The organism is Pseudoalteromonas sp. meg-B1, from assembly GCF_003173795.1.
In the GTDB taxonomy this organism is placed as follows: domain Bacteria; phylum Pseudomonadota; class Gammaproteobacteria; order Enterobacterales; family Alteromonadaceae; genus Pseudoalteromonas; species Pseudoalteromonas undina.
Window position 1 is genome coordinate 252,909 of record NZ_QGQU01000003.1, and the last position, 24,783, is coordinate 277,691.

A 24,783-nucleotide genomic window follows, 5' to 3' on the forward strand; every position below is an offset into this window, starting at 1 on the left:
ACTACGCAGTAAACATTTACTGTTTTTCTTCAATAATTGTTTTATACAACGCGTTTTTCTTCATGCCGAAGTAATCGGCTACTACACCACACGCTTTTTTCATTGGCATTTCGTTTTCAAGTAACGCTAACATTTTACGGGCTTCTGGCGGAATATCGTCAACTACCTTAGCTTTACCCGGCAGCATGAGTACTATTTCACCGCGTTGCTTGGTAGGATCGTCAGTTAAAAACTGCTTTAACTCACTCACTGTGCCATTAAAAAAGGTTTCAAAGGTTTTAGTTAGCTCTTTGGCAAATACCACCTGCTGCTCACTACCTAGCGCTGCTTCTAAATCGTCAAGGCTTGCCATAATACGGTGGGTACTTTCATACATAATACTGGTAATACTTGAGTTAACCGCATCTATAAAAAAGTCTTGGCGCGCTTTACTTTTAGCAGGTGTAAAACCAATAAATTGAAAACGGTCAGTAGGTAACCCAGAACAACATACCGCCGTAATAGCAGCACATGCACCAGGCACGGGTGTTACACTTGCGCCTTGCTCACGACATAAATTAACCACCGCATAACCAGGATCACTGATCAGGGGTGTGCCTGCATCAGAAACTAATGCAATATTTAACCCTTGATTAAGTTGGTCGATAATTTGCTGCGCTTTTTGCTTTTCATTATGGTCATGTAACGCAAAGGTTTTAGCCTTAATACCAAAGTGGCTAAGTAGCTTACCAGTATGGCGAGTGTCTTCAGCCGCGATTAAGTCAACCTGCGATAATGTCGCGATTGCACGCTGACTTAAGTCGTCATAATTGCCGATTGGGGTGGCAACAACGTAAAGAGTGCCAATTTTCTGTGAATTCTCCTCATTTAACATTGAGGTCTCCTGCGTCAGTCAGTAATATAAGCAAATCGCGTTAACGTATGGGAAATCATTGTGCGACTTAAACTAGTTAGTCTATTAATTATATTGTCAGGGTTATCGGCGTGTAGCACAACCGAAAAACCAACTAAAACCAGCGATAACTTAAGTAACAGTGCCAATACGCTGAAAAATGAAGCACTGAATGCGCAATCTATTTACCAATTAGCGCAAAACCGCTTTGGCGCTGATAAAATCCAGCTACTTTATAGTGCCCGTGATAGCGCAATTACAGAAGAAAACTGGCCACTACTCGAAAAAATATGCACTGAACTTGCACTTACCGCCAGTGTTGATCAAATTCAAAACCGTTTATACATTGCTTTTGCACAAAAAGAGCAAAATAAAAACCAGCAAGCACTTGAGGTGCTAAATTCACTGGAGGGGCAACTTAAGCAACCCGAACATTTTGCTTGGCACCAATTTTTAACGGCCAGCATTTTTGCATCGCAAGATTTGCCAAAACGTGCAGCCCCTTACTTTTTTGCTGCATCTGAATCGGTAGCAAAAAATAATATTTCTATCCCTAAACTTAATGACGCACTTTGGCGCAATTTAAAGCAGCTTTCTTCGTATGCATTAGAGCGATTTAACCGTGGCTCGGTTATTCAACAAGGTTGGGTTAACTTAGCTTTATATCATCAGGTTTATGCCAACAGCTCAGTTGATTTAGACCAAGCGATTAATAATTGGCGCCGCCGTTACCTCGGGCACCCTGGTACCAATGTTCTACCAAAACAAGATACTTACGCCAATGAATTAGCACCACTAAATATTGAACGATTAGTTGTACTATTACCTCAGTCTGGTGCTAACAAGCGCTTAGGGGATGCATTAAAAGCAGGCATACTGGCTGCACTTGATAAAAAAGAGATTAGCGAAACGCTGTTTATTGATGAAAATACCGAAACCGAAGCGTTGAGCGCACAGATTTCGCAATTACAACCAGACTTTGTTATTGGCCCGCTATTAAAAGCCAATATAGATAAGCTCGCTAATACCAATACATTACTCGATATACCCACATTACATTTAAATACTTTTGATGGCGAACGAACCTCTTTGCAGCACTACTTTTTTGCGCTTAATCCTGAGCATGAAGTACAACAAACTCTAGAGCATTTTTTAGCGCAAGGTTATCAAAAACCTATGTTGCTAGCGCCAAATAATACCAATGGTCAGCGCTTAATTGACTACTTTAACCTGCAATGGCAACGCTATAGTGAAACAACCACACAAGTTGGCTTTTACAACGACAATAAAGATATGCCCAATACCATTACCAGCTTGCTAGAAGTTGATAAATCAAAAGAGCGTATTAAATCGGTTAAAACACTTTTTAATAAAGAAGTAGAAAGTGAAACCCGTTCACGTGGCGATATTGATGCAATTTATATATTAGGTGACGCCATAGAGACCCGATTAATTAAGCCTTACCTAGATGTTAACGTAAGCACCTTTGCCGACAGGATCCCTATTTACGCCAGCTCTAAAAGTCATAGTAAGCAAATAGATACCACTGACAAAGGCGATTTAGATGGGCTTTACTTTACCGAACTTCCTTGGATGTTAGACTCACAAATTACGCAGCATAATCTACGTAAGCAATATAATGATTTATGGCCTGAACAGGCTGATATTAGCCAACGTTTATTTGCCATGGCCTACGATGCCATCGCCATGCTGAATGATATTAGACAGCTGAGCATTACACCCGATAAATACTTTTCAGGCTTAAGCGGTAAATTGTCCATTAATAGTGCCGGTGATATTGAACGATCACTGCAATGGGCGCAGTACAGCAATCGCCGTATAAAACCTGTGGAATTAAAAACGCAACGCCCTGTGCCGCTATTTATGCAATCAGCAAACGATGGCATAACCATAATTAACTAAGGGGTTAGCATGTCGTGGTTTAAACAGCTGTGGCAAAATAGTCGTGAAAAAGGCCAGTATTATGAGCGCCAAGCGCAAAAGTATTTAGAAGCGCAAGGTTTAAAAGCGATTGAGCGGAATTACTACTGCCCCTACGGCGAACTTGATGTCATTATGAAAGACGGTGACACCTTAGTGTTTGTTGAAGTTAAGTTTCGTAAAAATAATATAAAAGGCGGCGCTAATTATGCGCTAAGCCCGCAAAAGCAAGCTAAGTTAAAGCGCACTATTTATCATTACCTTGGTACTAAAAACTTAAAAAACCAGCCATTACGTATTGATTACGTAGCTATAACAGGCGAACCGTCATTACATATTAACTGGCTGAAAAACGTATTTTAATGTCTGATGTATAAAAATAAGACGATTACAACAGCTTCATGTTGAGCATACAGTTAAACATTAGCTTACGCCTAAAATAATCACCTTTTAATAAAGCCGGTGTGAGCTCACACAGAATTAGAGATAAATTGTTGGTAACCCATGCAAGATACAATTAAAGAAATTTTTAAAGAAAGTATTCAAGTTCAAATAGCCGCAGGCGAAGTGTTGCCAAGCGCGTTAGAATCAGCGGCATTTACCATTGCACAAAGCCTGATCAATGGGAATAAATTGATCTGTTGCGGTACTGCAAATTGCCATATGCTGGCACAACACATGGCAGGCGTACTGGTTAATTTTTACGAAACAGAACGCCCTTGCTTACCTGCAATCGCTCTCTCACAAGAAAATATTAACTTGGGCCAAGGCAATCAAATAGATGACCACGATACCTTTGCACGCCAAGTTCGTGCCTTTGCTCAGCAAGGTGACTTATTGTTGGTACTTGCCATTAATGGTAATGAAAAACACATAATTTCTGCAGTAGAAGCGGCACTTACCAAAGATATGAAGGTCATAGTAATGGTAGGCGATGATGGCGGCGAACTCGTTGGCTTGCTTGGCCATAACGATGTAGAAATTCGTACGCCGTCTAAACGCCCGAGTCGCATTATTGAATCGCATTTAGTGAACCTTCACTGTTTAAGTGAGTTGGTGGATTTAACCCTTTTCCCGCAGGACGAAAATTATGTTTAAACGCTCTCTAATTATCTTAGGCACTGTTGTGTTATTGCAAGGTTGTGCCGCAGCTGTGGTCGCCGGTACAGCCAGTGCTGTTACTGCCGCTAACGATAGACGAACCATTGGCTCGCAAATAGACGACAACAATATTGAAATAAAAGCCAGTATTGCTATTAGCGAAGATGAACGCCTTAATAAGTTTGCTCATATCAGCGTTATAAGCGTAAATGGCGTGGTTTTAATGGTAGGCCAAGTGCCTAACCAAGAAATGAAAAACCAAGCGTTTAAAACCATTGAGAACCTATCTGGTATTCGCAAAATTCATAACCAACTTCGCATTGGCTCTAATATTGGAATCACCACGCAAACTCACGACTCATGGTTAACCTCAAAAGTAAAAGCGCAGCTTTTAGCGGCTGAAAACATTAGCAGTAATAATATAAAAGTAGTGACTGAAAATGCCGAAGTATACTTAATGGGGCTAGTATCCGACGCTGAAGCAAACCAAGCCGTTAATATAGCTCGCAACATCTCTGGCGTAGAGCGGGTAGTTAAAGTGTTTGAGTATTTGTAAAAGTCCGAGGTTCGAGGTTCGAGGTTCGAGGTTCGAGGTTCGAGGTTCGAGAAATTTAAAAACCTTGCGGTTAACATCGCAAGGTTTTTTTATACCTGTAGCAGCGGATTCACCCCGCGTCTGTATTAGGTTTTAGGCCCGTAACTTGTAGCTCGTAACGTATTGCCAATCAAATGCGCGGGTAAACCAGCCTTAAAAAGCATATGCACAAAGAGAAGTGAATGAGGAGTAAATGAGAAAACAATAACCATTAGCCCAACTGATTAATTCGAGTCTCTAGGCCCGTTGCTCGCTTCTTGCAGCCCGCTGCCGAGAACCCACCCCCCTGCTTGGCTTAATCTCTACCTAACACCTAAAACCTAAAACCTGCTCTTCACTTTAGACCAGACGCGGTGTAAACCCGCTGCTACACCAATCAATCTTAACCCGCCTCTCGCAGCTCGTCGCTCGTGAGCTTTTCTAACCTTTAACCTAATATTTTCATACAGACATAAAAAAACCGCTTATTAAGCGGTTTTTTTCTAACATTTACGGGCTATTTTATAACACGTAAATGTGAGCCTTTTTTCTTTTCAGGCTTGGGAGCTGGCGTTTCATCAACTATTTCAGGTGATGAATCGACACTTTCAAGCTCTGGAGCAAAATCGTCTTCGTCCTCTAAAAACTCATCTGCAGTAAAGACTGTGCCTTCGCCATTTTCACGTGCATATATTGCAAGTACGGCCCCTAAAGGCACGTACACTTGCATTGGCTGACCGCCAAAGCGCGCGTTAAAGCTAAGCTGAGTATTATCTAACGAAAACTGCGTAACCGCCGAAGGGCTTATGTTCAATACAATTTGACCATCTTGGACAAACTGTGTTGGCACTTGCACTGCAGGAAAGTCAGCATTAACCACTAAGTGTGGCGTGCATTCGTTATCAACAATCCAATCAAAAAAAGCGCGTAGTAAATAAGGACGATTAGAAGTCATTATAAACGGATCTCACGCTCTGCTTCAGTTAAAGAAGCTTGGAATGATTCACGTTCAAATAAACGGATCATATACTCTTTAAGTTCTTTAGAGCCTGCACCATTAAGCTCAATACCAAACTCTGGTAAACGCCATAACAGTGGAGCTAAGTAACAATCAACTAAGCTAAACTCTTCACTCATAAAGTAAGGCGCTTCACTAAAGATTGGTGCTATTGCAAGCAATGCTTCGGTAAGTTCTTTACGAGCTTGCGCCGCATCAGAGGTGTTGTTAATGATTTTTTCAGCTAGGCTGTACCAATCAGTATCAATACGGTGCATCATTAATCGACTACGACCACGCATGACCGGATATACAGGCATTAGTGGAGGATGAGGAAAACGTTCATCAAGGTATTCCATGATGATGTTTGCCTGATATAAACCAAGCTCACGGTCAATCAGTGTTGGCACTGTGCCGTAAGGGTTAATTTCGTGAAGTGCTTCTGGCAGGTTATCCTTTTCAGCCATATGAATATCTACACTTACACCTTTTTCAGCAAGTACAATGCGTACTTGGTGGCTATACATACAGTTAGCACCAGAAAAAAGGGTCATTACAGGGCGCTTATTGGCAGCTACGGCCATGCCTACCTCCATTAAATAACTAAAACAGCAATAGGGGCTTAAGCCCCTATTGCAAAATTACCTTTAAATATGTTCAAACTTAATGAACATCTCTCCAGTATTCTTTCTTCAGCATAAATGCCAAGATAAATAGGATAATTAAAAATCCGATTACCTTAATACCTAGCGCTTCCGATTCGAGACGTGTAGGTTCACCTACATACTCTAGGAAATTCGTTAAATCACGAACTGCTTGGTCATATTCATCTACACTTAATTCGCCCGTACCATCTGTTTTTGTACCAGTAATATGAGTGGTTGTTTTACCATCTACTGTTACTTCTTCAGTAATTGCAGTAGGAACACCTTGCAACTCTTGAAGAACATGTGGCATACCCACTGATGGGAATAACGTATTATTTACGCCAAACGGACGAGATTCATCTTTGTAAAACGATTTTAAATAGGTGTAAATCCAATCGCTGCCACGCACACGCGCAACGTTAGTTAGATCCGGCGGAGCCGCACCAAACCATTTTGCAGCATCTTCTTTTGCCATCGCGTTAAGGATATGGCCACCCACTTTTGAACCATCAAAAATAAGTTGCTCTTGACCAATCTCTGTTGGAATACCAATGTCACGGAAAGTACGCTCATAACGTTGATACTGCATTTGGTGACAACCAAGACAGTAGTTCATGAACAACTTTGCGCCACGCTGCAAAGAAGGTTGATCAGATATATCGTTACCCGCTTCCATTAGAGGAACTGACGGGCCTGCCGCCATTGCAGGTAACACGTTTACTGATAAAGCAAATAAACCTATTAATAGCTTTTTCATCATTTCGTTAACCTCTCAGGCAATGGCTTAGTTTTTTCATTCTTACTGTAAACGAATAACAGTACGAAGAACATAAAGTAAGTCACAGTACAGACTTGCGAAACAATCGTTTTAAAATCAGTTTGTGGTGTAGCACCAACCCAACCTAAAAGAACGAAAGTAACAACAAAACCTGCAATGTTCCATTTGTGGAAACCACAACGGTAACGAACTGAACGAACCGAACCACGGTCAATCCAAGGCAATAATGCTAGCACGACAATTGATGCACCCATTGCAGCAACACCCATTAGTTTGTCAGGGATTGCACGTAAGATTGCATAGAATGGCGTGAAGTACCAAACAGGGAAAATATGCTCTGGTGTTTTAAGTGGGTTAGCTGCTTCAAAGTTTGGCGCTTCTAAGAAGAAGCCACCCATAGCAGGCATAAAGAACACAACCCAGCAGAACAAGATTAAGAAACCAACCACGCCCACAATATCTTTTACTGTGTAATAAGGGTGGAACGGAATCGCATCAATAATGTCTTTTTTATCAGTGTAGTATTCATGGAACTTAAATTTAGGCTTGTCTTCTTCAGCCACAGTTCCTTTTTTACGTTTGTTATCAATACCGTCTGGGTTATTAGAACCCACTTCGTGTAGTGCAACAATGTGTAAAAATACTAAGATAACAATAACCAATGGCAGTGCAATTACGTGTAATGCAAAGAAGCGGTTAAGCGTTGCACCTGAAATTACATAGTCACCACGGATCCACAGTGTTAAGTCATCACCAATAACCGGGATTGCTCCGAATAATGAAATGATTACCTGTGCACCCCAGAACGACATTTGGCCCCATGGTAATAAGTAACCCATGAATGCTTCAGCCATTAGGGCTAAGAAAATGAACATACCGAATAACCACAGTAATTCACGTGGTTTTTGGTAAGAACCGTAGATCATGCCACGAAACATGTGCATGTAAACAACGATGAAAAACGCAGATGCACCCGTTGAATGCAAATAACGTAATAACCAACCGTACTCTACATCACGCATGATGTATTCTACTGATGCAAATGCACCTTCAGCAGATGGTACATAGTTCATCGTTAACCAAATACCTGTAAGTATTTGGTTTACTAGTACTAACATAGCTAGAGAGCCGAAGAAGTACCAGAAGTTAAAGTTTTTCGGTGCTGGATACTGTGCAATGTGCATGTTCCAAACACGTGTCATTGGGATACGGTCGTCTATCCACTCAACAATTTTACCAAACATTAGGCCACCCCTTGTTCTTCGCCCACTAAAATAGTGGTCTCATCAAGAAAAGTATATGGTGGAATTTCTAAATTTAATGGTGCAGGTACCGATTGGAATACACGGCCAGCCATATCAAACTTAGAACCGTGACATGGACAGTAAAAACCGTCATCAGTCCCTTCCACTTTCTCACCAAAGCCACCTTGTAAAAAGCTAGGTGAACAACCCAAATGCGTACAAATACCTACAGCGACAAAAATCTCTGGGCGTAATGAACGGAAATCATTGGTTGATGATTCTAATTGTTGTGGCTCTTGCGATTGCGGATCACGAAGTTGACCTTCATGTTCTTTCATCTGCTCAAGCATTTTTGGGGTCCGTGATACAACCCATACAGGTTTACCACGCCACTCGACACGTATTAATTGTCCTGGCTCAAGTTTGCTGATATCTACTTCTACAGGCGCACCCGCAGATTTAGCTCGCTCACTTGGATTCCAAGACGCAATAAAAGGAACAGCAGCCCCAGCCGCACCAACACCACCAACAACAGAGGTAGCTATGGTTAAAAAGCGACGTCGGCCATTGTCTACAGGCGCATTGCTCATCCACTTATCTCCACTATGATTCTCAACACTTGCTATATTGAGAACATCAGTTACAGCAGGTTAATTTTTCGAATTTTAAAAGAGAAACGATCATAATTAAAACCCTTGTTTAAAACAAGGTTATTCACAGCCTCCTGCTCGAATAAACCTGACTTGCTCAAATAGTTGATTAAGTAAGCTCGAGTATGAAACCAAATGACTATAGTATCGCTTCCGTAAAAACAATTTGTAAACAAGTACAATCTCACCAACTAAGTACAGTAACAACTGAATTTGGCGACATTAAACTCATTCACTTTATTTGCCCGCCAATTGTAGCAAAAAAATTCACCAATTAACTGATGGATTTAAACTAATTGCGATAATTATTTAACTTTTTTTGCGTTAGTCGGTCATTTTTAAGCTTTCGTTCAATAAATACGCATGCTTTGCCTATTTTGATCAAGCTAATGTCGACATTAGTCGTAAGGGGAGAATTGAAGGTTAAAGGTTAAAGGTTAAAGGTTAAAGGTTAAAGGTTAAAGGTTAAAGGTTAAAGGTCAAACATACTCATATATTTTTGAATGAATATTTAATTTTGAACCTCTTAATCCCAAGCATCGATTGATTTCATCAATGCTGAAATCATACGGGAAAGTTCACGAGTCTCTTCAACCCATTCACCAGCCTTTGTCGTATCAACTTCACCTATTTTTAATGCAATGTAAATTTGAGAGCGTAATTCTCCACAACTCCCCTTAGAGTATGATAAAAATCGAATATAATCTTTTGGAGTTACTCGTTCGTAACCCTCTGCTATATTTGAAGAAATTGAAAGCGCAGATCGTGTTATTTGATCTTTTAAACCAAACTCTTTACTCTGCTTAAAATGTAAATAAATCTCGCAAGCTAAATCGGCTGAACGTTGCCATACCCTTAAATCTTCAAACCTCATAACATAACCAGTCAGCTAAAACATGCTTAACTTATAACTGTAAAATAAGAAAGACACAAAGCTTAGATCAAACTTATAGCTTGAACCTTGAACCTTGAACCTTGAACCTTGAAGCAAAATCTTATAGCTACAAAACAAAAAACCCAGCATAAGCTGGGTTTTTGAATTCTTGATACCGTAAAAATTAACGTTTTGAGAACTGTGGACGCTTACGCGCTTTCTTAAGACCCACTTTCTTACGTTCAACTTTACGTGCATCACGAGTAACGAAACCTGCTTTACGAAGTTGTGGACGTAGTGACTCGTCAAACTCCATAAGTGCACGAGTGATACCGTGACGGATAGCACCAGCTTGACCAGTAGTACCACCACCGGCAACGGTGATGTGAAGGTCAAATTTTTCAGTCATGTCTACAAGCTCAAGAGCTTGACGAACAACCATGCGTGCTGTTTCGCGACCAAAGTACTCTTCTAAAGAGCGCTTGTTGATTACGATGTTACCAGTGCCTGGGCGTAAGAATACGCGAGCACTTGAACTTTTACGACGACCTGTACCGTAGTATTGATTTGCCATGATAGTGCTCCTTAAATGTCTAGAACCTGAGGCTGTTGTGCAGCATGGTTATGCTCAGTACCCGCGTAAACTTTAAGTTTGCGGAACATAGCGCGGCCTAAAGGACCACGTGGCAACATGCCTTTAACAGCTTTTTCGATGATCATTTCAGGCTTTGCAGCTTGAAGTTTATCAAAAGTAGTAGACTTAAGACCACCTGGGAAACCAGAGTGAGCGTAGTACACTTTATCTTTGAATTTGTTACCAGTAACAGTAACTTTCTCAGCGTTGATAACGATGATGTAATCACCTGTATCTACGTGTGGTGTGTACTCAGCTTTGTGCTTACCGCGTAGGCGATGAGCGATTTCAGTAGCGATGCGACCTAAAGTTTTATCTTCAGCGTCAACTACGTACCAGTCACGTTTTACTGTTTCTGGTTTAGCAACAAACGTTTTCATTTATAAAAATCCAATGTTTTTCAATTAAAACCACAGGTAGTTATTATTAACTACCGCTCTAAGTATGCTACAACCCCTTCGAGTTTTAGACTTTTTCGCCGCTCACAAGTGGCTAAACTATATGAGGACATAGAACGCAACGTGGCAGACGCGGGAGTATACCAGCACTTAAACTACATTGCTACCGGCCGGTTGTTTTTTCCGCAAAAAGTTTTAGGCTCGAGTGTCGGGCTACGGGGGGCGAGGTACGAGCTTCGAGGCCCGTTACCCGCAGCCCGTCGCCCGAGAACTTTACTCTTTACCTTTATTATTTCTGACACACCTCACAAAAAACGGTGCTGCGTTGGCCTAGACGAATTTCTGTTAGTGCTGTGTCGCAATTTACACAAGGCTGGCCTTTTCGACCATACACTAATAGCTGTTGCGCAAAGTAGCCTGGCTTCCCATCACTTTGGGCAAAGTCTTTCAACGTTGTGCCGCCTTGAGTAATTGCTGCGGCTAGGGTGTCTTTTATAATTGGGATTAACGCTTGGTAGCGTTTAAGGCTTACCTTTCCTGCTTCTTTTCGCGGATCGATACCTGCTTTAAATAATGATTCGTTAGCGTAAATATTACCAACCCCCACCACTACAGCGTTATTCATAATTAACTGCTTAACAGGCACTTTTTTATTGCGAGATTGCTCATAAACACGTTTAGCAAAAAAGTCATCGGTGAGTGGCTCGGGGCCTAATTTAGCAAGTAACTTATGCTTTTCATTAGGGGCTTGCCATAAACAGCAACCAAAGCGACGTGGATCGTTTAAACGCAGCGCCTTATTATTAGCTAAAATAAACTCGACATGGTCATGCTTTTTAAGTGGCTCATTGGCGTTCACAACCCTCAAGTTCCCCGACATACCCAAATGCAATATAGCCGAGCCTAACTCGCACTCTAACAATAAGTATTTTGCACGTCGTTCAATACTGCTAACCTCTAACCCCTCAAGTTGATACACCTCATCTGGCACAGGCCAGCGCATACTGGCATTATGAATATTTACCTTAGTCACAACTTGGTTTAGCACATGGGGGGTAATGCCCATACGGCTAACTTCTACTTCTGGTAATTCAGGCATTTATAAAACTCACTTATGAAAAGGTAAAACTTGGAAATAATTGTTTTGCAGTGGTTAAATCTAGCAACAATAGCCGCTGACTGGTTTTATCGAATAGATAATACTGACCATTCGCCTCAAATAATAAGTACACCCAAGGTAGGGGCTCACCGGCGAGTTCAAGCGTGGCTACCGATAGTGGCTTATTCATATCAAGCGCATCAGGTGTGGTAGTCGTCATCAGCGCGGTATTTTGCCATAAATAAACTAGCTCACTAAGTTGTTGCTCTGAGCCTTGCCAACTAAGCGATACATTTTTTTGCAAAGCAGTAGTACGCCAACTAGTGCCAATACGCTCAATTTTTTGGTCGATAAATTTAAGCGTTAATACAAAACTTTGCGGAGGAAGTAGTGGCTGCAATTGCGCCTGTGTTTCATCATTCCCTATGTTTTTATGCAGTCCATTTAAAAAGAAGATCATAATCAACATCGAAAAAATAATAACATTGTTCCAACCTTTTCGGCCGAGTTGCATGTGGGTCTTCCAATTAATAATATCGATTTAAAGTGTAACCAAAACTTAATTACACTGTCTATATGTTAAAACCCAAAGACTTTGCTAGAATATCGGCAAATTTTAAGGAGTTTAGTCATGTCAATGTATGTAGTGGGCCATAAAATCCCAGATTCAGATTCAATATGTGGTGCAATTGCACTGGCTTATTTAAAAAACCAAATTGATGAACCAGCAATCCCAACTCGCCTAGGTGAGGTTTCACCGGAAACACAATTTATTTTAGATAAATTCGGTTTTGAAGCACCTGAGCTAAAACTTAGCTACGCTGGCGAAGACGTTTATATTGTAGACCACACAGAAAAAACCCAAGCGCCTGATGATATCGACCAAGCTCGCGTTGTTGGCGTGGTTGATCATCACAAGCTAGGTGATTTAACCTCATCGACACCGCTTGAGTGTTGGATCCGCCCTGTTGGTTGTTCAAACACCATTATTAAAATGATGTATGACTTCTACAACGTTGAGATCCCTAAAGACATTGCCGGTATTATGCTTTGCGCTATTTTAAGCGACACAGTTATTTTTAAATCACCAACCTGTACCACAGCCGATATTAAATGTGTTGAAGCGCTTGCAGAAATTGCAGGCATTGAAGATTTTAAAGAGCTAGGCATGGACATGTTCCGCGTTAAATCAGCCGTTGAAGATACGCCAGTACGTGACTTAGTAATGCGTGACTTTAAAGACTTTAACATGAACGGTAACCTTGTTGGTATTGGCCAGTTAGAAGTTATTGACCTTGCGGTATTTGACGAGATTAAAGCCGACCTTGAAGCCGACATCGCGAAGCTTAAAGAAGAAGGCGGTCGTCATTCAGTATTTTTACTTCTGACCGACATTATGAAAGAAGGCTCACAAATGCTAATTGCATCAGACGATGCTAGCCTAGTTGAGCAAGCTTATGGTGAAAAGCCAGAAGACGGTAAAGTATGGCTAGACGGCGTATTAAGCCGTAAAAAGCAAGTAGTGCCACCACTACAAGACGCTTTTAAGAGCTAGGTTCGAGGTTCGAGGTTCGAGGTTCGAGGTTCGAGGTTCGAGGTTCGAGGTTCGAGGTTCGAGGTTCGAGGTTCGAGAAGTTTAAAAACCTTGCGGTTAATATCGCAAGGTTTTTTTATGCCTGTAGCAGCGGGTTCACCCCGCGTCAGTATTAGGGTTTAGGTACGAGGTGATAGGTGCTAGGCCCTCTGCCCGCCGCTCGTGGCCCGTCCGTTACGGTATAAAGCCCCTCCCACATTAAAATACCTGCTATATTTACCTATAAAATAAAGGCTTAGGCTCTAAGTGCTAGCTTCTGGCTTCTGGCTTCTGGCTTCTGGCTGCTAGCTTCGAGCCGTTGCCCGCAGCCAAAACATAAGGACATAAAATGCAAATACTTCACCACGGAGCGGTAAATGGCGTAACAGGCTCATGCCACCAGCTGATAATAAACGATCAAAGCTCTTTTCTAATTGACTGCGGGCTATTTCAAGGTGAAGATTCTGTTGATGATCTTAATATTGAATTTAATATAGATACAGTCCGCGCGCTGATCGTCACCCATTGTCACATCGATCATGTTGGCCGAATCCCCTACTTATTAATGGCTGGCTTTAAAGGACCCATATTTACCTCTATTGCATCGGCCAGTTTACTGCCACTAGTGATTGAAGATGCATTAAAAGTAGGTGTTACCCGTGATCAAAAAATAATAGATACCTGCCTAAGGTTACTTAAACAGCAAATTATTGAAGTTGATTTTAAAACCTGGTTTGAACTTCCTTGCAAAGGTGAACACATAGCAAAAGCCCGACTACAACGAGCAGGGCATATTTTAGGCTCCGCTTATGTAGAAATAGATATAAATAGACCAACTCGTAAAGCTAAAAACAGTCATCGGGTCGTATTTTCAGGCGATTTAGGGGCGCCCTATACGCCTTTACTACCCGCACCTAAAGCGCCCTATAAAGCCGATACCTTAGTCATAGAGTCAACTTATGGTGATAAAAATCACCAAGGCCGCAAGCAGCGTACGCAAACCTTAAAAAACGTGATTGAACGCGTTGTTGCCGACAACGGCATCGTTCTTGTGCCTGCATTTAGTATAGGCCGTACACAAGAGCTGTTATACGAACTTGAACAGCTAATTCATGCTTCAACTAAAAACTCACCTTGGCGCACAATACAAGTAATACTCGACTCCCCGATGGCGGCTAACTTTACTCAGCAGTATCGAAAATTTAAATATTTATGGGATGAAGAAGCAAAACAAAAAGTAGCCAAAGGCCGCCACCCTCTCGACTTTGAAAACCTCACTACAATAAATACCCATAGCGAGCACTTAGCGATAATAAATTACTTAGCCACCCGCCAAACACCTGCGATTATTCTAGCTGCAAGCGGTATGTGCACTGGCGGACGAATAGTTAACTATCTAGAGCGATTTTTAACAGATGAAACCACCGACGTATTCTTTGTAGGTTACCAAGGGCGCGGCACATTAGGCCGCGATATACAAACCTATGGCCCAAAAAATGGCTATGTATTTATTAATAATACTAGGGTGAATATTAACGCCAAAATACACACTATAAGTGGCTACAGCGCTCATGCAGATCAAGCAGGTCTCATCAAGTTTGTAACCGGTATGCGCAAAAAAACCCGCCATATAAAAATAGTCCATGGCGATGATGACGCTAAAAATGCACTCGCTGCAAAATATAGGGAAGTACTGGGTGATGATGTAAAAGTTGAGATTGGGAAGGGATAGGTTCGAGGTTCGAGGTTCGAGGTTCGAGGTTCGAGGTTCGAGGTTCGAGGTTCGAGGTTCGAGGTTCGAGGTTCGAGAAATTTAAAAACCTTGCGGCTAATATCACAAGGTTTTTTATGTATGTAAGCGGGAGTTTACCTCGCGCATATTTTAGGTTCTAGGCTCGAAGTTCGGTGTTTAGCTCTAGGCTCGTCGATCGAAGTCCGCGGCAGTGAATTTTAGCACCGTGCTTGGCTTAATCCTTACCTAAAACCAAGTACCTATTACCTCTTCTCTAATATAAATACAGCCTGAATTAGCTAAAATTAGAGTGATTTATAAACGCATAATATTACAAAAAGTAAAACACTAAGTGGCTAACTCGGTGTTTTACTTTGGCTAGCTGATAAATTGCTAAAGCATAGCGCCTTTACCAGTTTTAGGTAAGTTAACTACATTGCAGCCACTGTTATGCTCTTTGAAATTTTCATGTCTAGCATTCCATACTAAATCACAAATCCCATCAGTCGGATTAAAGCTAGTTGGCGCATCGAGAAGTAATTGGCGAATCTTTTCATGATCAAAGTTATGACAGGCTGTATCTAGCGCGTCTATAAACACATTAAGCTCACGAAGCGGTAACATCACTTCATTAGCAGTCATAATTCGTTCATGAGTTGTTTGCCCTACGTTATCCCCTATTAATAGCTCTTCGAAGAGTTTTTCACCTGGGCGTAACCCTGTACAAAGTATTTCGATATCGCCATGCGGGTTAGATTCACTTTTAATTTCAAAGCCAGATAGCCTGACCATTTTAGTCGCTAAATCTTTAATTTTAACCGAGTCACCCATATCGAGCACAAATACATCGCCCCCTTTACCCATAGCGCCTGCTTGTATAACAAGCTGCGCGGCTTCAGGTATGGTCATAAAAAAACGAGTTATGTCTGGGTGAGTCAATGTTATAGGCCCCCCCTCTTTAATCTGACGACGGAATAATGGAACAACTGAACCTGATGAGCCAAGCACGTTACCAAAGCGCACCATGCAAAAGCGTGTATTATGCTTAGCACCTTGTTCTTGAGCTAACCCCTGTAAAACAAGTTCAGCCATTCGCTTGGTTGCTCCCATAACATTGGTAGGGCGAACGGCTTTGTCGGTCGATATAAGTACGAAGGTCTCTACTTTGGCATTTACCGCTGCCTTTGCCGCATAATAAGTACCAAATACATTATTACGCACCCCTTCAACTACGTTGTGCTCAACAAGTGGTACATGCTTGTAAGCCGCGGCGTGATAAACCGTGTGAACACCAAAAGCCACCATCACAGTTTCAAGTCGGTTAATACGCTGAACGGAACCCATAATAGGAATTAATTCTATTGAAAGTTGATTATGAGTAACATATTCACACAATTCTTTTTCTATTGAATATAACCCAATTTCACTGCGTTCAAATAAAATTATTTTTACGGGATTTTGTTTAATAATTTGTCTGCATAACTCAGAGCCTATAGAACCACCTGCGCCTGTAACCATAACCACTTTATTGGTAATATTAGCCGCCATTAAATCAACTTTTGGCGTTACAGGATCTCGGCCGAGTAAATCTTCGATTTCAACCTCCCTAAATTCAGAAAGCTGTGCTTTACCCTCAATAACATCAGCCATTCCAGGTACAGATAACACCTTAATTGAAAGCGGCTCTAATTGGGCTAATACTTCTTTTCGCCTTGCTCTAGATACACTAGGCATAGCTAAAAGAACTTTAGTGGCACTTCGCTTTTCAATTAATTCCTGAACATCTTTAAAAGCAATTACAGGTATACCTTGTACAATAGAGCCATGCTTGGCGGTATCATCATCTATAAAAGCACTTACAAAATACTCAGGGCCTGCATTTAAACCAGTAGCAAGCTGCCGGCCTGCCGAGCCTGCTCCATAGATAATGACTGACTCTTTATTATTAGTCATTATTTTACCAATAATGGCCCTCACTAAAATGCGTGAACCACCTACTGTAAGCAAACATAACCAAGCAAATATAAACGGCATAGTTCTAGGTATGTTTACACCAGTAAAAAAAGCCAGTAACACTAAGCTGACAGTCGTTATTAATGTACCTAATATAATTGCCCATAAAGCCTGTGAGTTCATATACCTGAGTACAGCGCGGTATAAACCTAACTTAATAAACGCACTCAAACTTGTGGGAATAAGTAACGCTAGTAACAACCAATTATTTATACTTTTAAGAGGCTCTAAACTGTCGAGCCTTACAATGAGCGCCAACCAAAAAGCCAACATAATAAAAAACGAATCAATACATAACGTAATTATTCGTTTCTTTGCACGTGAGGCGTTAATAATAGAACGGATAACACTATCCAAAACAAGTTCCTTTAATACAAGGCTCTAGACTCTAGGCTCTAGGCTCTACTAAATTTATTTAATATTATAAATACCACAAACTTCACCTGAAACTATTATTACTATTTAGATGCTAGTTCAAATACTTCTTTTATTACTTGTGCCGTTTTAGCCATTTCGGTTTCAGTCAGTGTAGGGTGAACTAAAAACATTATTGATGTTTCACCCAACTCAACTGCATTAGGCAAACGCTTATTTGGTCGCCATAGTGTATTATCAAATGCCTTTTCAAGATAAACCTCAGAGCAACTCCCCTGAAAACAAGGAACGCCACGTTCAACAATTTCATTAACTATGCGATCTCGGCTCCAACCATCAGCTAACTGCTTAGGTTTAACAAACATGTAATGTTTATATTCAGCATGTTTAGTATAGTCAGGTACTTCAACTAAGCGAATACAATCAAAGCCTTTTGCCGCCTGATCTAATAATGCTCCATAAGCTTGGCGTTTGGCAGTCCAATCATTCATTCGTGTTAACTGTATTCTGCCTATAACAGCTTGCATTTCAGTCATGCGCCAGTTTGTGCCAAAACTTTCATGTAACCACCTAAACCCTGGTGGATGCTCTCGATTGTAAATAGCATCAAAACTTTTGCCATGATCTTTATAACTCCACATAGCCGACCACAACTCTTTAGAGTTAGTAGTTACTATGCCACCCTCGCCACCTGTAGTCATAATTTTATCTTGGCAAAAGCTCCACGCACCAATATGCCCTATACTACCCACTGAGCGCCCTTTGTATTTAGCACCATGCGCTTGTGCACAATCTTCTATTACATAAAAGCCATGCTCTTTACTCAATGCCATTATATCGTCCATTTCCGCAGGCATTCCCGCCAAATGCACCACAATAACCGCTTTTGTTTTAGGTGTTAATACCGCTTTTATTGACTCCGCCGTGATAGCTTGACTATTTAAGTCAACATCTGCAAATATAGGCGCTGCTCCAGCAGTTACAATACTTGATGCCGACGCTAAAAAAGTACGGGGTGTGGTTATTACTTCATCGTCAGCGCCTACACCGAGCGCTTTTAGGGCTATGTCGAGCGCTAATGTACCGTTACCTAGGGCAACTGCATATTCACTATCAGCCCAAGTAGCGAATTCTTTTTCAAACTCGCGGCCTTCAGTACCCGTCCAGTAATTAACTTTATTTGAAAGAACAACACGGCTTACGGCATCTGCCTCTTGTTGAGTGAAGCTAGGCCAAGGAGAAAATGGGGTATTTAACATGGTATTCCTATTTAATTCTGTATAGAAAAAATCATACAAAGTATTTTTAGTGACTTTTTATTACGACAGCGGGAGAGCCAAATGCAGTTAGGTTGCTAGGTATATTTTTTACAACTGTACTACCTGCACCTATTAAACAATTATCGCCAATCGCTATTAATTGTTTTACTTGGCTACCTATACCAACCCAGCTTTTTGTACCAACAGATACTCCACCGGCTAAAGCTACATTAGGGCAGATATGGCTAAAATCACCAATACTACAATCATGCTCAATAACTGCAGCTGTGTTTATAATACACCCAACACCAATGTTCGCAAAAGCGTTAATAATAGCGCCAGCAAAAATCACTGTGCCCGGCGCTATCTTAGAATATTGGCTTATAACCGCTGTTGGATGAGTTAAGGTAGTCAAGTTAAAGCCATTTTGTTGTAATGACTTTATTTTTTGTTGGCGAATATCGTTATTACCAATAGCAACCACAACGTCATTACTCGGCGTTGTAGTTGAATTATTAAGGGCTATTAAGTCTGCGCAAGTCCCCTTAATTGGCCAATGCTCAATATGCGTTTTTTTAGGATAAGCATCATCGTAAAAGCTAACAGTAAAACCAAGTTGTTCAGCAATATCAGCAATAACCTTACCATGACCGCTTGCACCTACTATAGCGAGGTTTTTAATCATTATTAGAGCCTTTAAATGGCTCTATTGTGACATGTCCATCAGCATTAATACCATCGCGAATAAATACCTTTTTTACTGTTAATAATAAAATTTTTAAATCTAACCACATGCTTTGATTATTCACATACCAAACATCAAGCTCAAATTTTTGCTCCCAGCTAATAGCATTTCGACCATTAACCTGTGCCCAACCAGTAATACCTGGACGCACATTATGCCTACGAGCTTGTTTTTTATTATATAAAGGCAGGTATTGTACAAGCAAAGGCCTTGGCCCTACCAAACTCATATCCCCTTTCAATACATTAAATAGCCCCGGTAACTCATCTAAGCTAGTTGAGCGTAAAAAGGAGCCAAACTTAGTCATACGCTGATCGTCTGGCAATAAATTTCCCTGTTTATCTTTAGCATCTAACATAGTTCTAAACTTCATCATTTTAAAAATATCGCCATTTAAACCAGGGCGATTTTGAGTGAATAATATAGGCGAACCTAATTTAAAACGGATAAGTGCCGCAACAACGATTATTACTGGTAATAAAGTAAGTAATGTGCAAAGAGCAACTATAAAATCAAAAAGCCGTTTCATTTAAATAGCTCCATATATTGACTTGATAATACCTCAAAATTACGGGATTTCACTAAAAACTCATACCCATTTTCACCCAATATAGCCAGCTCTTTCTTATCCATTTCAGAATACTTAATAAGTGTATCTACCAATAATTGGCTATTTTCAGATGGGATAAACTCTCCGCAATTAGCTTCATTAAGCATAGAAGGGTAACCCGAAAACATGCAAACAATTGGTTTTTTAGCATACATATAATCTACAAATTTATTAGGTGATATACCAAACTCAAATACTTTTTCCATTTTGAATGAATGTAATAATAAATCGGAACTTTGAAGCACACTCAAAACTTTGCTTTTGGGTACCCTAGGCGCAAAGCTAACGTTAGGTAGATCACAGGACAACTTTTGCAAACGCTCCTTTTCTAAACCATTACCTAAAAAAGAAAAATGTATTTTTGAGTTACCTGCATTATTCAATGTACGAGCTGCACTTATTATATAATCTAATGAATAAGCAACTCCCAACGTACCTGCATATGTAACTATAAACTTATTTTCAGGAAAGTAACGTTCTAAATAATCAGTCTTAACACATTGTTGTTCATCTGCATAAAAGCTTAAGTCAACCCCTTGAGGTATAAACTTTACCTTACTACCTAAACCCACAACAGTTTCAACATGTTTATGAAGTCCTGGCATAGTGCCTACAATAACATCCGAGTATCTATATCCTAACTTCTCTATTTTTGATAAAAACCAAACTAACGGATGCCTATGATTAATCCCTTTTAAATCTATTAGAGTCTGCGGCCATATATCACGCACCTCAAATATAAACTTAGCTCTGTAGAAGCGCTTGTAAAAACAGCCTGACAATACAGATAGGATTGAAAGTGAAGATGCTATAACTACATCTGGTTTTTCATATCGCTTACGGAATGCCATAGTTAAAACAAAAAATTCAAACCAAAACCAACTTAAAAACCGCTTAATGCTAGTGGCATTACTATATTTTAAAGTATTAACCCAAGTGACTCTATAACCATCATTTTCAATATCCATATAGCGACTACTAAGCTTAGGAAGGGAGTTGTATAAGTGAGATGAGTCTGAAGTTATTAGCCTTACATTTAGTCCAGCCTTTGCAAACTTCTTGCAAAAGCTGGCCTGTCTAGTGTCTGCTCCATACTCTTTAATGTTGGCATATTTTGATATATACCAAATATTACTTTTCATAGTTAAGTAATGCATTTGCAATATTGTTAGAAGCAAGCCCCTTTCCATATAAATCGATACTGAAGTTATTAGAAAAAACATGCCCTTTAAAAGTGCTAATTATCGCGGCTTTATTAGCCCCTACTAAAGTATTGAAATTATGTTCAACTAACTCTACCCATTCAGTCTCATCTCTGAGGGTGATACAAGGCTTTTCAAAAAAGAAAGCCTCTTTTTGTAAGCCACCACTATCTGTCATAACTAATTTACAGTTATCAATTAACCACACCATATTTAAGTATCCTACAGGATCAATTAATTTAACTTTCGAAGATAATTTAACAGGTAAAGATTCAAGCTTAATTTTTGTTCGCGGATGCAAGGGCAGTATAACCTCAACCTGCTCTGCAATTTCATTTAATGATTCCACAATTCCAGTTAGTCTTTCTTCCGAATCTGTATTCTCAGCCCTATGAATAGTTGATAATATAAATTCATTACCTGCGACAATTCCAGATGGTTTTTTAGCAAGCCCTCTATAAAAAATAGCGCCATCTTGCATTACATCGCCGGATAACTCAATTTGAGTATTCCATTTATCAACACCTTCACTTTGTAAGTTATCTACTGCTGTTTGTGTTGGGCAAAATAAAATAGAACTGATACGATCTGTGAGTATTCGGTTAACCTCTTCTGGCATTCTCATATTAAATGAGCGTAAACCAGCTTCAATATGAGCAACTTTAATGTGAAGCTTAGAAGCCGCAATAGCACCAGCTAATGTTGAATTAGTATCTCCATAAACAAGAACCCAGTCAGGTTTTTCGCTTAAAAGTACTTCTTCAATTTTCTCGATCATTTGTCCAGTCATAGCACCATGTGATTTACCACCAATACCTAAAAAGTAATCTGGCTTAGGGATTTTCATTTCGTCAAAAAAAACATCACTCATATTTGTATCATAATGCTGTCCAGTATGAACGATAACTTCTTTAAACTTATCAAATTTTGTAAATTCTCGACTTACACTACCAGCTTTAATAAACTGAGGTCTTGCGCCTAAAATGGTAACTATTTTCATTTTTCCAAAAATCCTTGATATATATCTAACAACTTAATCTCTTCATTTTCCCAATTAAACACGTTTTTTACAGCGTTAGCACCATTTTCTGACATCTGCTTTGCTAATTTATCATCCGATAACAATTTATTAATTGCGTTAGCTATGTCTTCTGGTTTCATTGGATCAACACAAATACCACAATTTTCACCTTCAATTATATCTTTCCACATTGGAAAATGTGAAGCTATGACTGGTACACCAGCTGACATATACTCAAACATTTTGTTTGGTTGCGCATCAACATGGTTTGGTACTTTATGAAAAGTTACAACACCAGCTTTACATCTAGAAAGTATATCAGCCACACCTTTACGATCTACAAAGCCATGCTCAACAACTTTAGTCCATTGGGTTAATCCCTTGAGCTCTTTTTCTAATTCAGGCTCAGAAAACCTCCCAACTAAGTGTAAACGGCAGTTATCTAGGTATTTCAATGAATGAACTAATTCCCTAATTCCTCTTATTTCGGCCATTCCACCGACATAACAAATTTCATTGACTTTGTTGCTCCACCCTAGAGAATTATCTAATTCTCCCAGTATAGGAAAGTTATTTATTGTATATGACTGCTTATTTATTTTTAGAAATTTATTATGTATTGATGGAGTTGCACAAATAATAGCATCCAACTTTTTACAGGCTATAGCTTCATATACCTCAAAAAGCTTCGGTAATAACCACTTCAAGGCTTTATTTAAATAAGGTTTAGAGCGTAATTGTTTTGGCAAATCTTCATGGGCATCAAAGATTACAACTTTTCCTTTCTTTTTCAACTTCATACCTATTGGTATTAGTTCAGGATCATGTATGTGATAAATCTCTGCATTAAGTTCTAATGCCTTATCATAGATCTTACGTACCGTTTTAAACATTCGGCTTAATCGATTAGTGGGTAAGCCAACATCAAAAATATCTATATTGTCAGTCGTATTATCACCTTCACCATCTGCAACTATCAAAGATGCGTTATATTTTCCAGCTAGTGATGTTAACATCTTTCTAAAAATGCGTATATCAAACCTACCGTGAACTGATGTTAAGTGTGCGACCCTTATTTTGTTAGACATTTAAATTCCTATATAGCGCATTTATATAATTAAAAAATTTAGTTAATTGTATTCTGGGTTGTTATTTGTAATGTAACAATGATTTTTGTCATAAAAAGCAAGTATAACTATTAATAAACCATTAAGACTGCTACTAGTAAATACCCCTGCCGGTATCATATAAATCATCGTCATAAGTAATGCGGTAAAAACAAAGAATCTAACGTTTTTTTCATCTTTTGATTTTGGCCTTAAAACAAGAAATGGGCCAAAGAAAAATAACAACAGCCAAATAAGCCCTAAAGCACCGTATGACCTAGCAAAGTACAACCATTCATTATCGGCAGTACCAAATAATTCAGTGCCTCTAGGAATGGGACCTACTCCTAAAATTGGATTATCTAAAAAAAACTTAATATTAATAACCCAACCATGGAATCTAGTGATAAAGCTTTTATCTTCCATTATATTGGCAAGCGATTCAAATCGCCATAAGATCAAGTTATATAGGACCTCATTTTGCTGAATAAAAATAAATAAAGAAAATAGCGCAAATGAGAGCAAACTTAGAATAGAAAGTTTAATATAAACAAAATTTTTATTTTTTGTATAAAGGAGTATTAATATTAGGGAGCCAACTAAGGTGATCACTAGTGATGTACGTGATAATGTCATCAACAATGCTACAAAAATAATAAACCCTTTTATAACATTCATTTTAGAGTGATTTATTAACTCTTTATAAATCAGGGCTAAAAAAGAAAGCGCTAAAATGTACCCTTGGGCGTTAGGGTTGCCTATCATACCCACTACACGAGGTGTACTATAATCACCCAATAAAGTAGTAGCTTGTGTCGGAGCAATAAAAGGAATGTAATAAGCGTTTAACCCCATAAAGTTAACATATTGAGCAAAGCATATTATAGAGCTAATTAACGCTACTCTTATGATTGTATTAATTAGTAGAATACGCCTTGATTGGATACTATTAAGGTCAGTGATATCTGTATGAATAAAATTAAAGAAAAAAACATAAACGATAAGCATTTTAGCCAACCAAATATATTTAGTCAGGTCCATTATATTTGTTGGTAAACCCTCAAGCGATCCTGATGTAATTGAAGCTAATAACAATACTGATAAGAAAGTAATTAATACCCCTCTAAGAGGTAACTTAATGCGGTTTACAGAAAGCGATGGGGTTAGTAAAAATAAAACTATAATTAAAAAGGCTAAAAGATCGTCTAACCTTACTCCCAGAAACCCAGGAACTTTTATAGTTGGCGTTAACACAAAGCAAGTTATCAAAGCACTTGCCAGGAAATGCGCGCAATTCTTTTTTTTGATTATCATAAAT

25 protein-coding genes are annotated in these 24,783 nt (G+C 39.5%); 6 read left to right on the forward strand and 19 right to left on the reverse strand.

All coding sequences use genetic code 11. The features are described 5' to 3' along the window. Positions 1 to 16: 16 nt before the first annotated feature. Entirely contained in the window at positions 17 to 874 is an 858-nt protein-coding gene (gene rsmI, locus DK924_RS12885) for a 16S rRNA (cytidine(1402)-2'-O)-methyltransferase (RefSeq protein ID WP_010390670.1), read from the reverse strand. Between the two features lie 60 nt (positions 875 to 934). On the opposite strand from rsmI, the gene DK924_RS12890 reads away from it, so the two are divergent. The 4 genes from DK924_RS12890 (at position 935) to dolP (ending at position 4,490) form a co-directional block, all read left to right on the forward strand. Continuing rightward, positions 935 to 2,815: a penicillin-binding protein activator gene (locus DK924_RS12890; RefSeq protein WP_109875377.1), complete on the forward strand. Its 1,881-nt coding sequence runs from the start codon at positions 935 to 937 to the stop codon at positions 2,813 to 2,815. Between the two features lie 9 nt (positions 2,816 to 2,824). Next, the gene (locus tag DK924_RS12895; protein WP_109875378.1) at positions 2,825 to 3,196 is read left to right on the forward strand and encodes a YraN family protein; all 372 of its coding nucleotides are present in this window, start codon (positions 2,825 to 2,827) and stop codon (positions 3,194 to 3,196) included. Between the two features lie 141 nt (positions 3,197 to 3,337). Further along, positions 3,338 to 3,931, forward strand: a complete 594-nt coding sequence (locus tag DK924_RS12900; RefSeq protein ID WP_008110721.1) for an SIS domain-containing protein — start codon at positions 3,338 to 3,340, stop codon at positions 3,929 to 3,931. After that, positions 3,924 to 4,490 (forward strand): division/outer membrane stress-associated lipid-binding lipoprotein, encoded by a 567-nt coding sequence (gene dolP, locus DK924_RS12905; protein ID WP_008468380.1) that lies wholly within the window; start codon positions 3,924 to 3,926, stop codon positions 4,488 to 4,490. The genes DK924_RS12900 and dolP overlap by 8 nt, the downstream gene beginning before the upstream one ends. Before the next feature lie 535 nt (positions 4,491 to 5,025). Here dolP and DK924_RS12910 read toward each other — a convergent pair. The 10 genes from DK924_RS12910 to DK924_RS12955 form a co-directional block, all read right to left on the reverse strand. Continuing rightward, on the reverse strand, positions 5,026 to 5,463 hold the full coding sequence (locus DK924_RS12910) for a ClpXP protease specificity-enhancing factor (RefSeq protein ID WP_008110860.1): 438 nt from the start codon (positions 5,461 to 5,463) through the stop codon (positions 5,026 to 5,028). Continuing rightward, on the reverse strand, positions 5,463 to 6,089 hold the full coding sequence (gene sspA / locus DK924_RS12915; RefSeq protein ID WP_008110861.1) for a stringent starvation protein SspA: 627 nt from the start codon (positions 6,087 to 6,089) through the stop codon (positions 5,463 to 5,465). The genes DK924_RS12910 and sspA overlap by 1 nt, the downstream gene beginning before the upstream one ends. A gap of 79 nt (positions 6,090 to 6,168) precedes the next feature. Next, positions 6,169 to 6,912, reverse strand: coding sequence for a cytochrome c1 (locus tag DK924_RS12920; RefSeq protein WP_109875379.1), 744 nt, complete (start codon positions 6,910 to 6,912; stop codon positions 6,169 to 6,171). Then, a complete protein-coding gene (locus DK924_RS12925) occupies positions 6,909 to 8,174 on the reverse strand; it encodes a cytochrome b N-terminal domain-containing protein (protein WP_010390662.1) in 1,266 nt (421 codons plus the stop codon). The genes DK924_RS12920 and DK924_RS12925 overlap by 4 nt, the downstream gene beginning before the upstream one ends. Then, complete coding sequence (petA, locus tag DK924_RS12930) at positions 8,174 to 8,764, reverse strand: ubiquinol-cytochrome c reductase iron-sulfur subunit (RefSeq protein WP_010390661.1); 591 nt, start codon at positions 8,762 to 8,764, stop codon at positions 8,174 to 8,176. The genes DK924_RS12925 and petA overlap by 1 nt, the downstream gene beginning before the upstream one ends. A 586-nt stretch (positions 8,765 to 9,350) precedes the next feature. Then, positions 9,351 to 9,698 carry a four helix bundle protein gene (locus DK924_RS12935; protein ID WP_109875380.1) on the reverse strand — a complete coding sequence of 116 codons (348 nt, stop codon included), beginning with the start codon at positions 9,696 to 9,698 and terminating at the stop codon, positions 9,351 to 9,353. A gap of 184 nt (positions 9,699 to 9,882) precedes the next feature. Beyond that, positions 9,883 to 10,275, reverse strand: coding sequence for a 30S ribosomal protein S9 (gene rpsI, locus DK924_RS12940; protein ID WP_024600778.1), 393 nt, complete (start codon positions 10,273 to 10,275; stop codon positions 9,883 to 9,885). Positions 10,276 to 10,283: 8 nt separating this feature from the next. After that, on the reverse strand, positions 10,284 to 10,712 hold the full coding sequence (gene rplM / locus DK924_RS12945; RefSeq protein WP_008110876.1) for a 50S ribosomal protein L13: 429 nt from the start codon (positions 10,710 to 10,712) through the stop codon (positions 10,284 to 10,286). Between the two features lie 307 nt (positions 10,713 to 11,019). Further along, positions 11,020 to 11,829 carry a bifunctional DNA-formamidopyrimidine glycosylase/DNA-(apurinic or apyrimidinic site) lyase gene (gene mutM, locus DK924_RS12950; RefSeq protein WP_109875381.1) on the reverse strand — a complete coding sequence of 270 codons (810 nt, stop codon included), beginning with the start codon at positions 11,827 to 11,829 and terminating at the stop codon, positions 11,020 to 11,022. Positions 11,830 to 11,842: 13 nt separating this feature from the next. Then, positions 11,843 to 12,343, reverse strand: a complete 501-nt coding sequence (locus DK924_RS12955) for a hypothetical protein (RefSeq protein WP_109875382.1) — start codon at positions 12,341 to 12,343, stop codon at positions 11,843 to 11,845. A 117-nt stretch (positions 12,344 to 12,460) separates the two neighbouring features. On the opposite strand from DK924_RS12955, the gene DK924_RS12960 reads away from it, so the two are divergent. Both DK924_RS12960 and DK924_RS12965 read left to right on the forward strand, forming a co-directional pair. Continuing rightward, on the forward strand, positions 12,461 to 13,384 hold the full coding sequence (locus DK924_RS12960) for a manganese-dependent inorganic pyrophosphatase (protein WP_013464036.1): 924 nt from the start codon (positions 12,461 to 12,463) through the stop codon (positions 13,382 to 13,384). Positions 13,385 to 13,751: 367 nt separating this feature from the next. After that, on the forward strand, positions 13,752 to 15,134 hold the full coding sequence (locus DK924_RS12965; protein WP_109875383.1) for an MBL fold metallo-hydrolase RNA specificity domain-containing protein: 1,383 nt from the start codon (positions 13,752 to 13,754) through the stop codon (positions 15,132 to 15,134). 393 nt (positions 15,135 to 15,527) lie between these two features. On the opposite strand, the gene DK924_RS12970 is transcribed toward DK924_RS12965, so the two are convergent. From DK924_RS12970 to DK924_RS13005, 8 genes are all read right to left on the reverse strand, one after another. After that, positions 15,528 to 17,504, reverse strand: coding sequence for a nucleoside-diphosphate sugar epimerase/dehydratase (locus tag DK924_RS12970; RefSeq protein WP_109875384.1), 1,977 nt, complete (start codon positions 17,502 to 17,504; stop codon positions 15,528 to 15,530). A 101-nt stretch (positions 17,505 to 17,605) separates the two neighbouring features. Beyond that, on the reverse strand, positions 17,606 to 18,781 hold the full coding sequence (locus DK924_RS12975; RefSeq protein WP_109875385.1) for a DegT/DnrJ/EryC1/StrS aminotransferase family protein: 1,176 nt from the start codon (positions 18,779 to 18,781) through the stop codon (positions 17,606 to 17,608). A gap of 46 nt (positions 18,782 to 18,827) precedes the next feature. Then, positions 18,828 to 19,466 carry an acetyltransferase gene (locus tag DK924_RS12980; protein WP_109875386.1) on the reverse strand — a complete coding sequence of 213 codons (639 nt, stop codon included), beginning with the start codon at positions 19,464 to 19,466 and terminating at the stop codon, positions 18,828 to 18,830. Beyond that, positions 19,459 to 20,055, reverse strand: coding sequence for a sugar transferase (locus DK924_RS12985; protein ID WP_109875387.1), 597 nt, complete (start codon positions 20,053 to 20,055; stop codon positions 19,459 to 19,461). The genes DK924_RS12980 and DK924_RS12985 overlap by 8 nt, the downstream gene beginning before the upstream one ends. Then, positions 20,052 to 21,278 carry a glycosyltransferase family 4 protein gene (locus tag DK924_RS12990; RefSeq protein ID WP_181388778.1) on the reverse strand — a complete coding sequence of 409 codons (1,227 nt, stop codon included), beginning with the start codon at positions 21,276 to 21,278 and terminating at the stop codon, positions 20,052 to 20,054. The genes DK924_RS12985 and DK924_RS12990 overlap by 4 nt, the downstream gene beginning before the upstream one ends. Then, positions 21,268 to 22,338, reverse strand: a complete 1,071-nt coding sequence (wecB, locus tag DK924_RS12995; RefSeq protein WP_109875389.1) for a non-hydrolyzing UDP-N-acetylglucosamine 2-epimerase — start codon at positions 22,336 to 22,338, stop codon at positions 21,268 to 21,270. The genes DK924_RS12990 and wecB overlap by 11 nt, the downstream gene beginning before the upstream one ends. Further along, on the reverse strand, positions 22,335 to 23,447 hold the full coding sequence (locus DK924_RS13000; RefSeq protein WP_181388779.1) for a glycosyltransferase family 4 protein: 1,113 nt from the start codon (positions 23,445 to 23,447) through the stop codon (positions 22,335 to 22,337). The genes wecB and DK924_RS13000 overlap by 4 nt, the downstream gene beginning before the upstream one ends. Positions 23,448 to 23,489: 42 nt before the next feature. Continuing rightward, complete coding sequence (locus DK924_RS13005; RefSeq protein ID WP_109875390.1) at positions 23,490 to 24,779, reverse strand: O-antigen ligase; 1,290 nt, start codon at positions 24,777 to 24,779, stop codon at positions 23,490 to 23,492. Positions 24,780 to 24,783 lie beyond the last annotated feature (4 nt).

Excerpts from the sequence above, each read along its gene's own strand:
- rsmI (WP_010390670.1), bottom strand. The coding sequence starts at position 874 with ATGTTAAATGAGGAGAATTCACAGAAAATTGGCACTCTTTACGTTGTT.
- DK924_RS12895 (WP_109875378.1), top strand. The coding sequence starts at position 2,825 with ATGTCGTGGTTTAAACAGCTGTGGCAAAATAGTCGTGAAAAAGGCCAG.
- DK924_RS12900 (WP_008110721.1), top strand. The coding sequence starts at position 3,338 with ATGCAAGATACAATTAAAGAAATTTTTAAAGAAAGTATTCAAGTTCAA.
- dolP (WP_008468380.1), top strand. The coding sequence starts at position 3,924 with ATGTTTAAACGCTCTCTAATTATCTTAGGCACTGTTGTGTTATTGCAA.
- DK924_RS12910 (WP_008110860.1), bottom strand. The coding sequence starts at position 5,463 with ATGACTTCTAATCGTCCTTATTTACTACGCGCTTTTTTTGATTGGATT.
- sspA (WP_008110861.1), bottom strand. The coding sequence starts at position 6,089 with ATGGCCGTAGCTGCCAATAAGCGCCCTGTAATGACCCTTTTTTCTGGT.
- DK924_RS12920 (WP_109875379.1), bottom strand. The coding sequence starts at position 6,912 with ATGATGAAAAAGCTATTAATAGGTTTATTTGCTTTATCAGTAAACGTG.
- DK924_RS12925 (WP_010390662.1), bottom strand. The coding sequence starts at position 8,174 with ATGTTTGGTAAAATTGTTGAGTGGATAGACGACCGTATCCCAATGACA.
- petA (WP_010390661.1), bottom strand. The coding sequence starts at position 8,764 with ATGAGCAATGCGCCTGTAGACAATGGCCGACGTCGCTTTTTAACCATA.
- DK924_RS12935 (WP_109875380.1), bottom strand. The coding sequence starts at position 9,698 with ATGAGGTTTGAAGATTTAAGGGTATGGCAACGTTCAGCCGATTTAGCT.
- rplM (WP_008110876.1), bottom strand. The coding sequence starts at position 10,712 with ATGAAAACGTTTGTTGCTAAACCAGAAACAGTAAAACGTGACTGGTAC.
- mutM (WP_109875381.1), bottom strand. The coding sequence starts at position 11,829 with ATGCCTGAATTACCAGAAGTAGAAGTTAGCCGTATGGGCATTACCCCC.
- DK924_RS12955 (WP_109875382.1), bottom strand. The coding sequence starts at position 12,343 with ATGCAACTCGGCCGAAAAGGTTGGAACAATGTTATTATTTTTTCGATG.
- DK924_RS12960 (WP_013464036.1), top strand. The coding sequence starts at position 12,461 with ATGTCAATGTATGTAGTGGGCCATAAAATCCCAGATTCAGATTCAATA.
- DK924_RS12965 (WP_109875383.1), top strand. The coding sequence starts at position 13,752 with ATGCAAATACTTCACCACGGAGCGGTAAATGGCGTAACAGGCTCATGC.
- DK924_RS12975 (WP_109875385.1), bottom strand. The coding sequence starts at position 18,781 with ATGTTAAATACCCCATTTTCTCCTTGGCCTAGCTTCACTCAACAAGAG.
- DK924_RS12980 (WP_109875386.1), bottom strand. The coding sequence starts at position 19,466 with ATGATTAAAAACCTCGCTATAGTAGGTGCAAGCGGTCATGGTAAGGTT.
- DK924_RS12985 (WP_109875387.1), bottom strand. The coding sequence starts at position 20,055 with ATGAAACGGCTTTTTGATTTTATAGTTGCTCTTTGCACATTACTTACT.
- DK924_RS12990 (WP_181388778.1), bottom strand. The coding sequence starts at position 21,278 with ATGAAAAGTAATATTTGGTATATATCAAAATATGCCAACATTAAAGAG.
- wecB (WP_109875389.1), bottom strand. The coding sequence starts at position 22,338 with ATGAAAATAGTTACCATTTTAGGCGCAAGACCTCAGTTTATTAAAGCT.
- DK924_RS13000 (WP_181388779.1), bottom strand. The coding sequence starts at position 23,447 with ATGTCTAACAAAATAAGGGTCGCACACTTAACATCAGTTCACGGTAGG.
- DK924_RS13005 (WP_109875390.1), bottom strand. The coding sequence starts at position 24,779 with ATGATAATCAAAAAAAAGAATTGCGCGCATTTCCTGGCAAGTGCTTTG.